The 13,025-nt window shown below is 72.9% G+C and carries 10 protein-coding genes; 6 read left to right on the top strand and 4 right to left on the bottom strand.

Features of this window, described 5'->3' with window-relative positions:
• Positions 1-360 precede the first annotated feature (360 nt).
• On the top strand, positions 361-1,470 hold the full coding sequence (locus VM95_RS16385) for an isopenicillin N synthase family dioxygenase (protein WP_078860001.1): 1,110 nt from the start codon (positions 361-363) through the stop codon (positions 1,468-1,470).
• 289 nt (positions 1,471-1,759) lie between these two features.
• Positions 1,760-2,503, top strand: a complete 744-nt coding sequence (locus VM95_RS16390) for a MerR family transcriptional regulator (RefSeq protein WP_045697312.1) — start codon at positions 1,760-1,762, stop codon at positions 2,501-2,503.
• Positions 2,504-2,589: 86 nt separating this feature from the next.
• On the opposite strand, the gene VM95_RS16395 is transcribed toward VM95_RS16390, so the two are convergent.
• The 4 genes from VM95_RS16395 to VM95_RS16410 are packed head-to-tail and all read right to left on the bottom strand — an operon-like array spanning position 2,590 to position 8,437.
• Positions 2,590-4,812 carry a 3-hydroxyacyl-CoA dehydrogenase NAD-binding domain-containing protein gene (locus tag VM95_RS16395; RefSeq protein ID WP_045697314.1) on the bottom strand — a complete coding sequence of 741 codons (2,223 nt, stop codon included), beginning with the start codon at positions 4,810-4,812 and terminating at the stop codon, positions 2,590-2,592.
• Between the two features lie 28 nt (positions 4,813-4,840).
• Positions 4,841-6,055, bottom strand: coding sequence for an acetyl-CoA C-acetyltransferase (locus VM95_RS16400; RefSeq protein ID WP_045697317.1), 1,215 nt, complete (start codon positions 6,053-6,055; stop codon positions 4,841-4,843).
• Positions 6,056-6,101: 46 nt separating this feature from the next.
• Positions 6,102-7,244 carry an acyl-CoA dehydrogenase family protein gene (locus VM95_RS16405; RefSeq protein ID WP_045697319.1) on the bottom strand — a complete coding sequence of 381 codons (1,143 nt, stop codon included), beginning with the start codon at positions 7,242-7,244 and terminating at the stop codon, positions 6,102-6,104.
• 2 nt (positions 7,245-7,246) lie between these two features.
• Positions 7,247-8,437 carry a CaiB/BaiF CoA transferase family protein gene (locus VM95_RS16410; protein ID WP_244178804.1) on the bottom strand — a complete coding sequence of 397 codons (1,191 nt, stop codon included), beginning with the start codon at positions 8,435-8,437 and terminating at the stop codon, positions 7,247-7,249.
• Between the two features lie 263 nt (positions 8,438-8,700).
• On the opposite strand from VM95_RS16410, the gene VM95_RS16415 reads away from it, so the two are divergent.
• The 4 genes from VM95_RS16415 (at position 8,701) to VM95_RS16430 (ending at position 13,019) form a co-directional block, all read left to right on the top strand.
• The gene (locus tag VM95_RS16415) at positions 8,701-9,195 is read left to right on the top strand and encodes a hypothetical protein (protein ID WP_157882122.1); all 495 of its coding nucleotides are present in this window, start codon (positions 8,701-8,703) and stop codon (positions 9,193-9,195) included.
• A 16-nt stretch (positions 9,196-9,211) separates the two neighbouring features.
• On the top strand, positions 9,212-11,344 hold the full coding sequence (locus VM95_RS16420) for a hypothetical protein (RefSeq protein WP_045697324.1): 2,133 nt from the start codon (positions 9,212-9,214) through the stop codon (positions 11,342-11,344).
• Between the two features lie 5 nt (positions 11,345-11,349).
• Positions 11,350-12,402: a hypothetical protein gene (locus tag VM95_RS16425; RefSeq protein ID WP_157882123.1), complete on the top strand. Its 1,053-nt coding sequence runs from the start codon at positions 11,350-11,352 to the stop codon at positions 12,400-12,402.
• Positions 12,403-12,479: 77 nt separating this feature from the next.
• A complete protein-coding gene (locus VM95_RS16430; protein ID WP_045697328.1) occupies positions 12,480-13,019 on the top strand; it encodes a GNAT family N-acetyltransferase in 540 nt (179 codons plus the stop codon).
• Positions 13,020-13,025 lie beyond the last annotated feature (6 nt).

A 13,025-nucleotide genomic window follows, 5' to 3' on the forward strand; every position in this document is an offset into this window, starting at 1 on the left:
GAACCACACGACCCGGAGCACCGCACCCGAGAGGAGCCGCCCCGAAACCAAACTCTTGACGAACTCCCGACAAAACTGGTGGGCGGCCCTCCGCTGCAGGGGGCTCGCCGGTCGAGAAATGGGTCATTTAGGCTGGTGGGGTGCTCATCCTTGTTCGTCGCCGCCACGTGGACCTGCTCCGCGTGACGAGCATGTCCTGTCGACGCTCCAGCTGAACCTCGCGCCACACCCTCAACGGCGGCCCCCACCCGGCCGCCACCACCACCCGGCTCCCGGGGCACCCGCCGCACCAGGCGCCGCCCCGGCCGCCCCCGGTCGACCACCGGGACCAGCCGGGACGAGACCCAGCGGATGTCACCAATGACGCAGCAGCACACGCCCATACCCTCGACCGGCACCGACCCGGCCCCGGCCCCCACACCCGCGCCCGCCGCCAGCGCCACGCCCACGGCCGGGGAGCACCCCGAGGCCCTTCCGGTGATCGACCTCTCGCTCGCCGACGGCAGCCCGGAGGACCGGCTCCGCCTCCACGACGAGCTCCGCACCGCGGCCACCGGGGTCGGGTTCTTCCAGCTCGTCGGCCACGGCGTCACCCCGGCCGAGACGGCCGCGCTCACCGGCGCCATGCGGGCCTTCTTCGACCTGCCCGAGGCCGAGCGGCTGTCCGTGAGCAACCTCAACTCCCCGCACTACCGCGGCTACACCCGCACCGGCGACGAACGCACCGGCGGCAGCCAGGACTGGCGCGACCAGCTGGACATCGGGGCCGAGCTGCCCGCGCACGTCCCCGGCGCCGGCGAGCCGCCGTACTGGTGGCTGGAGGGCCCCAACCAGTGGCCGTCGACGCTGCCCGAGCTGCGCACCGCCGCGCTCGGCTGGATCGACCGCCTGGGCGAGGTCGCCGGCCGCCTCCTCCACGAGCTGCTCGCCTCGATCGGCGCCCGCCCCGACTTCTACGACGCGGCCTTCGCGGGCCACCCCCACCTGCGCCTGAAGCTGGTCCGCTACCCCGGCACGGCCCCGGACGGCGCCGGGCAGGGCGTCGGCGCCCACAAGGACTACGGCTTCATCACGCTGCTGCTGCAGGACACCGTCGGCGGGCTCCAGGTGGAGCGGCCGGACGGCAGCTTCCTGGAGGTCCCGCCGATGGAGGGCGCCTTCGTCGTCAACCTCGGCGAACTGCTGGAGGTCGCCACGGACGGCTACCTCAAGGCCACCAGCCACCGCGTGGTGAGCCCGCCCGGCGCCCGCGAGCGCTTCTCCGTCCCGTTCTTCTACAACCCCCGGCTCGACGCGCACATCGAACCGCTGGACTTCCCGCTCGCCCACCACGCCCCCGGCGCCACCGCCGACCCGGAGAACCCGCTCTTCGCCGACTTCGGCCTGAACGAGTGGAAGGGCTACACCCGCGCCCACCCCGAGGTCACCCGCCGCCACCACGCCGACCTCATCGGCCCCGCCGCCCGCTGACCCCGCACTGACCACGCCCTGACCCCGCCCGCGGCCGAGCCGAGTTCGGCCTGAACGAGCGGAGGGGCTACCCCGGGGCCCACCCGGACGGACCCGCGTCCCCGTCCCGCGCCCCTGTCCCGCCCGCCGACTCCGGCCGCAGGACAGGGGCGTCGGCCGTCCGGAGCGCCGCCCCCGCCCGTCGCGGCGGCGCCCGATCCCGGTGGACCGCGAGGGCGGGCACTGTCACACTGCTGCTGTCACAGCGGGAATGTGCCACAGCGGAATGGGCCAGCGCGGGAGGCAGCAGATGGGGGAGCACGGCGCCGGGGCGGGCGAGGTGCGGCTGACGGTGGACGAGTTGGCGGCGCGGGCCGGGATGACGGTGCGGACGGTGCGGTTCTACGGAACGAAGGGGCTGCTGCCGCCGCCCGAGCTGGGGCCGCGCCGGGTGGGCCTGTACGGGGCGGCGCACCTGGACCGGCTGGAGCTGATCGAGGAGTTGCAGCGCCAGGGCCTGACGCTGGCCGCGATCGAGCGGTACCTGGCCCGGCTGCCGGAGGACAGTTCGCCGCTGGACCTGGCGATCCACCGGGCCCTGGTGGCGTCCTGGACGCCCGGGACGGCCGAGGAGGTGAGCCGCGCCCAGTTGGAACGGCGGGCCGGGCGCGGGCTGTCGGAGGAACAGGTCGAACGGCTGGCGGCGATGGGGGCGCTGGAGCGGACGGACGACCCGGAGCTGTTCCGGGTGGACCCCGGGCTGCTGCCGCTGGGCGTGCGCGTGTTGGACGTGCCGATCCCGCTGGAGACCCTGCTGGCCGCCCGCGCGGTGGTGGTGGAGCACAGCCGGGCGACGGCACGGGAGTTGCAGCGGCTGTTCCGGGAGACGGTGTGGAAGCCGTACCGGGAGAGCGAGCCCGCGCCGGAGGAGCTGGCCCGGATGAAGGCGCTGACCGACCACATCCAGCCGATGGTGGCGCAGGCGCTGGTCACCGCGTTCCAGCGCTCGCTCCGGGAGGAACTCGGCGAGGAACTGACGGGCGAGCCCCGCTGACGAACCGGGTGGGGCCGTGCCGAACACGACCCCACCCACCACCGCGGCAACCCGCCGAGCTCGCTGAGCCCGCTTAGCCCGCCGGATCAGTCGGTGAACGTCCGCCCCTCCGCCGCGATCCGCTCCAGCAGCGCCGGCGGCGCGAACCGCTCGCCGTACGTGGCCGCGAGCTCGCGGGCCCGGGCCGCGAAGCCGGCCGGGCCGCCCTCGTACCCGTTGATGTACTGGAACACGCCGCCGGTCCAGGCCGGGAAGCCGATCCCGAGGATCGAGCCGACGTTGGCGTCGGCGACCGAGGTCAGCACGCCCTCCTCCAGGCAGCGCACCGAGTCCAGCGCCTCGCTGAAGAGCATCCGCTCCTTCAGGTCCTCGAAGGGCACCTCGGCCCTGGCCGCGCCCGTGTCCGCGCCCGCGTCCGTGCCCGCGCCCGCGTCCGGACCGGAGAAGTGCTCGACCAGCCCCGGCCAGAGCCGGCCGCGCCGGCCGTCCTCGCCGTACTCGTAGAAGCCCGCGCCGCCGCTGCGCCCGGGCCGGCCGAACTCGTCGACCATCCGGTCGACGACGGCGTCCGCCGGGTGCGGCGTCCAGGTGCCGCCGGCGGCCTCGACCGAGCGCCGGTGCTCGTCGCGGATCTTGCGCGGCAGGGTGAGGGTGAGCTCGTCCATCAGCGAGAGCACCTTGGCGGGGTAGCCGGCCTGGCCGGCGGCCTGCTCGACGGAGGCCGGGTGGACGCCCTCGCCGACCATGGCGACGCCCTCGTTGATGAACTGGCCGATGACCCGGGAGGTGAAGAAGCCGCGCGAGTCGTTGACCACGATCGGGGTCCGGTCGATCTGCCGGACCAGGTCGAAGGCGCGGGCGAGCGCCTCGTCACCGGTCTGCGGGCCGCGGATGATCTCGACCAGGCGCATCTTGTCGACCGGCGAGAAGAAGTGCAGCCCGATGAAGTCGGCCGTGCGCCGGACGCCTTCGGCGAGCAGGCCGATCGGCAGGGTGGAGGTGTTGGAGCAGAGCAGCGCGTCGGGGGCGACGACGCCCTCGATCTCCTGGAACACCTTGTGCTTGAGCTCGGTGTTCTCGAAGACGGCCTCGATCACCGCGTCGCAGTCGGCCAGGTCGGCGGCCTCGGCGGTGGGGGTGATCCGGGCGAGCAGGGCGTCGCGCTTGGCCTCGGTGGAGCGGCCCCGGGCGACGGCCTTGTCCAGGAGCCCCGCGCTGTAGGCCTTTCCGCGCTCGGCGGCCTCGACGGTGACGTCCTTGAGGACGACGTCGATGCCGGCCTTGGCGCAGGCGTAGGCGATGCCGGCGCCCATCATCCCGGCGCCGAGCACGGCGACCTTGCGGACGAGCCGCTTCTCGACGTCCTTGGGGCGCCCGGCGCCGGAGTTGACGGCCTGCATGTCGAAGAGCAGCGCCTGGATCATGTTCTTGCTGGTCTGCCCGCAGGCCAGCTCGGTGAAGTAGCGGGCCTCGATCACCATCGCGGTGTCGACGTCGACCTGGGAGCCCTCGACCGCCGCGGCCAGGATGTTGCGCGGGGCCGGGTAGGGCGCGCCGTTCAGCTGCTTGCGCAGGTTGGCCGGGAAGGCCGGCAGGTTGGCGGCGAAGGCGGGGGTGGCCGGGGTGCCGCCGGGGATCCGGTGGCCCTTGACGTCGTACGGCTGGACGGCGGTCGGGTTGGCCTCGATCCAGGCCTTCGCCCGGGCGGTCGACTCCTCGGCGGTGTCCACGAGTTCGTGCACCAGCCCGTGCTCCAGCGCCTGCGCCGGGCGGTACTGCTGCCCCTGCAGCAGGAACTTCAGCAGGGCGTCGGTGATGCCGAACAGCCGCACGGTGCGGACCACTCCGCCGCCGCCCGGCAGCAGGCCGAGGGTGACCTCGGGGAAGCCGATCCGGCTGGCGGGGGTGTCCACGGCGATCCGGTGGTGGCAGGCGAGGGCCAGCTCCAGGCCGCCGCCGAGCGCGCTGCCGTTGAGCGCGGCGACGACGGGCTTGCCGAGGGTCTCCAGGGTGCGCAGCGCGCGCTTGATCCGCATGGACTTCTCGAAGACGGCCGCGGCGTCCCCGGGGCCGGCGGCGGAGAGCATCCGCAGGTCTCCCCCGGCGAAGAAGGTCTTCTTGGCGGAGGTGATCACCACGCCGCGCAGCTCGTCGGCGGCGGCGAGCGCGGCCAGCCGGCCGACGACGGCCTCGAAGTCGGCGGTGAACGCCTCGTTCATGGTGTTGACGGACTGGGTGGGGTCGTCGAGGACGAGGGTGACCACGCCGTCCTGGTCCTGCTCCCAGCGGATGGTGGTGGTGTCGCTCATCAGGTAACTCCAGGTCTGGGAGGGGAGGTCAGACGCGCTCGACGACGGTGGCGATGCCCATGCCGCCGCCCACGCAGAGGGTGATCAGGCCGTACCGCAGGTCGCGCCGCTCCAGCTCGTCGACGACGGTGCCGACCAGCATCGCGCCGGTGGCGCCGAGCGGGTGGCCGAGGGCGATCGCGCCGCCGTTGACGTTCACCTGGTCGTGGCGGAAGCCCATCTCGCGGATGAAGCGGAGCGCGACCGCCGCGAAGGCCTCGTTGATCTCGACCAGGTCGATGTCGGCGGCGGTGAGGCCGGCCTTGGCGAGCGCCTTGCGGGTGGCCGGGGCGGGGCCGGTGAGCATGATGGTCGGCTCGGAGCCGGAGACGGCGGCGGAGACGATCCGAGCGCGCGGGCGCAGCCCGTACCGCTCGCCGACCTCGCGGCTGCCGATGGCGACCAGGGCGGCGCCGTCCACGATGCCGGAGGAGTTGCCGGCGTGGTGGACGTGGTCGATGGCCTCCACCCAGTGGTACTTCTGCAGGGCGACGGCGTCGAAGCCGCCGGCCTCGCCGATCGCGGCGAAGGAGGGCTTGAGGCCGGCCAGGGTCTCGACGGTGGTGCCGGGGCGGATGAACTCGTCGCGCTCCAGCACGACCAGGCCGTTGCGGTCGCGGACCGGGACGACCGAGCGGTCGAACAGGCCGTCCGCCTGGGCCTTGGCGGCGCGGGCCTGGGACTCGGCTGCGAAGGCGTCCACGTCGGTGCGGGAGAAGCCCTCGATGGTGGCGATGAGGTCGGCGCCGATGCCCTGCGGCGCGAAGTTGGTCTCGTACGCCGTCATCGGGTCGGCGAACCAGGCGCCGCCGTCCGAGGCCATCTTGACCCGGGACATGGACTCCACGCCGCCGGCCAGGATCAGGTCCTCCCAGCCCGAACGGACCTTGGCGGCGGCCAGGTTGACGGCTTCCAGGCCGGAGGCGCAGAAGCGGTTCTCCTGGACGCCGGCGACGGTGTCGGGCAGGCCGGCCGCGATGGCGGCGATCCGGGCGATGTCGGAGCCCTGGTCGCCGATCGGGCTGACCACGCCGAGCACGATGTCGTCGATCGCGGCCGGGTCCAACTCGGGGTAGCGGTGGCGCAGTTCGTGGATCAGTCCGACGACCAGGTCGATCGGCTTGGTGCCGTGGAGCGAGCCGTTGGCCTTGCCCCGGCCGCGCGGGGTGCGGATCGCGTCGTAGACGTACGCTTCGGTGGTCACGATGGAAGTGCCTTTCGGGGGGCGGGGGCTGGGCGAAGGGGGGCGTTCAGCCGAGGATGGAGCGGCCGACGATCTCCTTCATGATCTCGGTGGTGCCGCCGTAGATCGTCTGGATGCGCCCGTCGACGAACGCCCGGGCGACCGGGAACTCGCTCATGTAGCCGTAGCCGCCGTGCAGTTGGAGGCAGCGGTCGGCGGTGCGCTTCTGCAGTTCGGTGGCCCACCACTTCGCCATCGAGGCGTCGGCCGGGGTGAGCGCGTAGCGGTTGTGCTCGGTGATGCAGCGGTCGACGAAGGCCCGGGTGACGGCGCACTCGGTGGCCAGTTCGGCGATCTCGAAGCGGACGTGCTGGAGCTTGGCCAGCGGGCGGCCGAAGGCCTGGCGCTGCTTGACGTAGTCGGTGGTGATCTCGACCAGGTGCTCGGCGCCGGCGATCGCGGCGACCGCGATGGCGAGCCGTTCCTGGGCGAGGTTCTGCATCAGGTGGATGAAGCCGCCGTTCAGCTCGCCGAGCAGGTTCTCCTTCGGCACCCGGACGTCCTGGAAGAACAACTCGGCGGTGTCCTGGGCCTTCTGGCCGATCTTGTCGAGGTTGCGGCCGCGCTCGAAGCCGGGCATGCCGCGCTCCACGACCAGCAGGCTGAGCCCGTGCGAGCCGCCGTCGGGGGTGGTGCGGGCGGCCACGACGACGAGGTCGGCGAGGATGCCGTTGGAGATGAAGGTCTTGGCGCCGTTGAGCAGGAAGTGGTCGCCCTGGTCGACCGCCTGGGTGCGGATGCCCTGCAGGTCGGAGCCGGTGCCGGGCTCGGTCATCGCGATCGCGGCGATCAGCTCGCCGGAGCAGAAGCCGGGCAGCCAGCGGCGCTTCTGCTCCTCGGTGGAGAGCGAGATGAGGTAGGGGCCGATGATGTCGTTGTGCAGGCCGATCGCCAGCCCGGGGGCGCCGGCCCGGGCGAACTCCTCGGCCAGCACGGCGGCGTAGCGGAAGTCGGAGGTCCCGCCGCCGCCGTACTCCTCGGGGACGGCGAGGCCCAGCAGGCCCTGTCGGCCGGCCGCGAGCCAGACCTCGCGGTCGACGGCGCCCTCCCGCTCCCAGCGGTCGTAGTGCGGCAGCACCTCCTTGGCCAGGAAGGCCCGGACGGTGGCCCGGAAGTCCTCGTGCTGCTCGGTCATGATGTCCCGCTGCAACGCTACTCTCCTTGTTCCGGAGCGGAGTTGGGGTGAAGGCCCGGGACGCCCCAGTCCCGGGCCACCTCGGCGGTGTCCGCGCCGGGCCGGGCCGGCGGGCGGCGCAGGGTTCCGGGGGTGGCGGAGAAGCGCGGGGCGGGGGCGGGCTGGGTGACGCCGCCCGCCTCGACGTAGGTGCCGCGTGCCGACAGGTGTCCGTCCGCCGCGGCCTGGCGCATCGTCAGCACCGGTTCCACGCAGGCGTCGGAGCCCGCGAAGACGGCCTCCCACTCGGCCCTGGTCCGGGTGGCGAAGCGGGCGGCGATCAGGGCGCGCAGCTCGGGCCAGCGGGCGAGCTCGTACTGGCCGGGCGCGTCCGGGCCGAGGTCCAGCAGGCGGGCGAACTCGGCGTAGAAGCGCGGCTCCAGCGCGCCCACGGCCAGGTGCCCGCCGTCCGCCGTCCGGTAGATCGCGTAGAACGGCGCGCCGCCGTCCAGCAGGTTGGCGCCCCGGCGGTCCTGCCAGTGGCCGGCCGCGAGCAGGCCCCACAGGATGCTGCCGAGGTGGGCGGCGCCGTCGACGATCGCGGCGTCGACCACCTGGCCGGCGCCGGTGGCGCGGGAGTGGTGCAGGGCGGCGAGCAGCCCGACGACCAGGTAGAGCGAGCCGCCGGCGTAGTCGCCGAGCAGGTTGGCGGGGATGCCGGGCGGCTCGTCCGCGCCGCCGGCGCCGGCGACCAGCCCGAGCACCCCGGCGACCGCCGTGTACCCGAGGTCGTGCCCGGCGGTGGCGGCCCGCGGGCCGCTCTGGCCCCAGCCGGTCATCCGCCCGTACACCAGGGCCGGGTTGCGGGCCAGGCAGTCCTGCGGGCCGACGCCCAGCCGCTCGGCGACGCCGGGCCGGTAGCCCTCGATCAGCAGGTCGGCGCGCTCGACCAGGTCGAGCACCAGCCCCGGGCCGTCCGGCGCCTTCAGGTCGATCAGCACCGAGCGCTTGTTGCGGTTGGTGAGGTCGTACGCCGGGTCCGGCCCGACCGCCGGCGGTTCCGGCCGGTCGACCCGCACCACGTCGGCGCCGAGGTCGCCCAGCAGCATCGCCGCGAACGGGCCCGGCCCGATCCCGGCGAGCTCCACCACCCGCACCCCGGCCAGCGGGCCCGGGGCCGCCGTTCCCGGCCGCCCGCCCGGCTCCGGTGCACTGCTCGTGTCACGCACTGGCTGCTGAACCCTTCCGATGGGTTTGACAGTAAAGCTGTAACACTCGTGATGATAGGGAAGCGACCGGCCGGTAACAAGCCCTCGCGCCGCGCCCGTTCGGGGCGCCGGGCCTCCCTTGACGAACCCTTGACGAAGACCGCCGATCATGGCGCAACCGGTCACATGGAGGGGGCGTCAGTACACCGACAGAGGCGGCCTGTACGGTCGTCGTGCCACGGGGGGATCGACCCCTCTTCATGAATGAGGAGGACTGCACACGCATGGTTAATGCCCAGTTCACCACGGGACCGGTCGCCCCGGCCCCGGCGTCGGGACCGGTGGCGGGACCGGCGTCGGGACCGGTGGCGGCCCCGGTGCCGGCCGCCGCCGCGGCGGAGCCGCCCGCCCGGCTCGTCCTGGCGAGCGCCGGAAGCCCGTCCGGGCCCTCCGCCGGCGCCACCACCCAGCTCGACACCCCGCACGAGCTCGCCGCCTCGGCCGGGATAGCCCGGCAGATCGGCACCGACCTCAACAGCGCCAACGGCAAGGCCGGCCCCGGCGCGCACAGCCTCACCGAGTACGCGAGCACCGCGTCCACCAAGATCCGCGGCTTCTCCTTCGGCGGCGCGCTCACCGGCAGCACCGAGCGGTGGATGCAGCAGTGCCAGGCGCTGCACGACCGGCTCGACGCCGCCGCCGGCAGCCTCGACACGACCCAGCAGAACTACCAGAACAACGAAACCCGCACCGCCGCCGATCTCCGCGCGCGCCAGTAACAGGGGGAACAGACGGATGGTGTCCTTCAAGGACCTGCACGAGGCCGACTTCGCCGCCATCAACGACGCCGCCGAGGCGTGGTCCGGCGTCGCCAAGGCCCTCACCTCGCTGGACGGCCGGGTCACCAAGGACCTCACCAGCACCGCACAGCGGGCCGGCTGGAAGGGCAAGGCCGCCGACGAGGCGACCAAGGCCCTGCAGGGCATCGACAGCGACTTCAAGCAGGCCTCGACCGTCGCCACGTCGCTGGCCTCGATCATGAAGGCCGCCGCCGAGGACTTCGCCGCGGCACGCCGCGATCTGGACAAGGCGCTGCTCGACGCCACCGGCGACATCACCGTCGCCGCGGACGGCACCGTCAAATGGACCGTGCCGAAGGAGTCGAGGAACGACCCCGACGCCGAACCCACGATCCGGGCCAAGGCCCAGACGATCGCGGACAGCATCAAGAAGGCCGTCGAGAAGGCCACGGCTGCCGACCAGAAGGCCACGACGGCCCTCCAGGCCGACATCGGCACCAGCACCACGTCCTTCAACCCCAACCCGCACGGCGGCGGCGCCGTCGCGGCCGCCAACCAGGCCAAGGACCTGATGTCCAAGGGCGGCAGCCTCAGCGATCCCGAGCTGAAGCAGCTGCAGGACCTCATGGCCGCCAACGCGGGCAACAAGGACTTCGCGACCACCCTCCTCAACGGCCTGAACTTCGGTGGCAAGACCGGTCCGGACGCCCTGCTGGAGTACTCCAAGGTCTACGGCGACCTCGCCCACGGCAACCACAACGCCAAGGGCTACCAGGACGTCTACGGCAACCTGTCGACGGTCTTCGCCACGGCCACCCGCGACGGCGGCATGGGCAAGGACTGGGAGGACGGCCTCCTGAAGGCCGCCCGCCGCCCCGGAGGCTCGGCGGCGGGCTGGAACGACAACTACCCGGCGCTCACCTCGCTGATGGGTGCGGGCGGGAAGTTCGACAAGGCGTTCCTGGTGAAGGTCGGCGACGACCTGGTCGACTTCGAGCGCACCAGCAAGACCAAGGGCGAGGACCTGTGGGGTCCGAACTGGTCCCTCAACGCCGGGGCGGGGGATCCGTTGGGCCCTCTGATGAAGCAGATGAGGAGCGACCCGGCGGCGGCCGCGGAGTTCCTCGACCCGAGCCGCAACGGCAACCTCGGCTACCTGCTCAAGGACCGTGCTTGGCCCAACGCGGACCTGGAGGGCACGTGGTCCCCGGACGAACTGCGCGACAGCTCCCACGGACTGTTCAGCCAGGTGCTGGAAGCCGGCGCGACCGGCCGCGACCCCAACGGCTCGCAGCCGCCCGTACGACCGCACGACGCCACGATGAACCGGATCATGGACAGCGCGCTCTCGACGCTCGGCGGCGACACCGCGGGCAACGAGAACAGCCTGGCCGCCCCCCTCCGCCGCCCGCTGGCCAACATGATCGCCGAGTACGCCGCGGACACCCATGACCTCCTCGGCAAGGACCTGCCCGGTCCCTCCCACCCGGGCGGACTGAACGCCACCCGCGAGCAGCTGCTCCGGGTGATCCGCGGCACCGCGGAGGACCCCGAGGCCTACGCCCTGATCCACATGGCCGAGAGCCAGGAGGTGGCCCGGCGGACGGCCGAGTTCGGGCCGGAGGCCTTCCGGGCGCAGTACGGACGCCCCGACCCGAAGCTCGAGGGCTTCGCCCTGGAGGCCAGCAAGGCGCTCGGGGCACTCGACGCGGTCCAGGCGGACACGATCATGGACCACAAGGCGGACCAGCAGTTCAGGAACAACTGGAAAGCCAAGATGGACTACCACTACTGGGGCACCGCCGCGAACATGCTCAAGGTGCCCGGGGCGGACTGGATCCCGCTGGGGGACGTCGCCCAGCGCATCGTCGACGTCGCCACCTCGGACTGGGCGAACAAGGCCAACTCCGCGCTCGACACCCAGGCTCAGGTCAACATCAGCAAGCTCTACAGCATGGGTGAGCCGCAGGTGGCCGTCATGCTCCAGGAGCGGGCCAAGCAACTGGGCATCCCCGATGCCGAGATCACGGCGGACGGCAGTGTCGTCAAGCAGCTCGCCTCCAGGACGACCGACCACTACCAGACGTCGATCGCCAGCGCGTACCACGCAGCCCTCGGAAACGGGTGACCGGCATGACGAAGCCACAGCACGACCCGACCGACAGCGCGGCCGGGCGCATCGACGCCGCACCGGACCGGCGCGGGTTCACCAGCCGGCCGTTGCGGGTGCGGGCGGCGGTGGGGGTGGTGGCTACGGCAGCCCTCGTGGCCGGGGTGGGGGCGTTCCTCGTCGACAACCTGACCAACGCCTTCGGGCCGGACAGCGTGTGCGACGGCGCGGTCAGCGCGGCCGCGCTGACCGACGCGCTCGGTCCGGGCCAGGTCAGCAGCAGCGAGAACGGCGCCTGGCAGTCGCCCAGTGGCGGAGCGCTCTGCACGGCGAAGGTGACGTACGGCATCTTCGGCGACAGCCGGTCCGTCTTCGTCCGCGTCGCTCAGGCCGACGACCTCGGCCCCTACCCGGCCGGCTCGGACAGTCAGCTGTTCGCCGCCTCGGCGAACGGCGGCGCGAGCGGCGCGGCTCGCAGCAAGGGGGCGTGGGCGCTGCTTCCCGGGGAGTGCGGGACCGGGCTGCGCGTGGAGGTCGAGTCGGACGGCGACGGCCCCGGCGCCGGGAAGCTCGCGCGCCTCGCCGTCTCGGCGGCGAACGGCGTCGCGGCGGACAAGGGGTGCGGGAAGTCGCCGCTCCCCGCACCGCACGAGCTGTCGGCGGTGGGCCAGGAGCACGACCTGAACAGCGGCTCGGTCTGCGGTCTGCCGGGGTTCACCGCGGCCGACGCAGGAAGCAAGGGCTACCGGGAGCGTGTGACCACCGCGTTCGACCCGGTGTGGGTGTGTCGGATCGCCACGGGCCAGAACCCCTTCGCCTGGTCGTTCAGCATCGGAACCGAGCCCCGTGTTCGGGGTCCGCTGGCCGAGAAGGACGCCACTCCCGCGTTCGGCCGGTCCCGTTGGGCGGGCTCCCCCCTCCGGGAGCGGGAGGTGGTGGCGACCTGTCAGGGCAAGCCCACCTACTTCCGGATGGACACCGACATCCTCCAGGGCCTGTTCCCCAGCACCGACGAGGCCTGGAAGCAGTTCCTCATCGCCGGTGGCAAGGCGATCGGCTGCGAGCCGATCCTGTAGGAAAACCCACGTGCGCGGGTCGTGCGTAATGGTCTACCGTACACCGGGACCATTACGCACGACATGGGGGAAGCACCATGACCGCCACCGAGCAGCAGAGCCGCCGCACCGTCGTCACCGTCTCCGAGCGGCTGGTGCTGACCCGGCCCCAGGAGGACGATCTGGAGGCCGTGTTCGCGATCCACGGGGATCCGGAGACCAACCGGTACAACCCGCACGGCCCGCACCGGGACCGGGCGCAGAGCCGGGAGATGCTGGCCGGCTTCGTCGCCGACTGGGAGCGGGACGGCGTCGGGTACTGCGCCGTCTCCACCCGGGCGGAACCGGCGGAGATCATCGGGTTCACCGGCCTGTACCTGCACACCCTGGACGGCGAGCGGGTGTTCAACCTCTACTACCGCTACCGCCCGTCCGCCTGGGGCCTGGGGTACGCGGCGGAGGCGTCCCGGGCGGCGATGGCCGAGGCGCTGCCGCGCTTCCCGGACGTGCCGGTGACGGCCCTGATCCACGCCGACAACCTGCCCTCCCGGCGGCTCGCCGAACGGCTCGGCCTGGTGCCCGATCCGGACGGCCGGACCGACCCGCAGGAAGGACGGCTGATCCACCGCAAGGCCTAGTCCGGG

The organism is Streptomyces rubellomurinus (genome assembly GCF_000961885.1).
Taxonomy (GTDB): domain Bacteria; phylum Actinomycetota; class Actinomycetes; order Streptomycetales; family Streptomycetaceae; genus Kitasatospora; species Kitasatospora rubellomurina.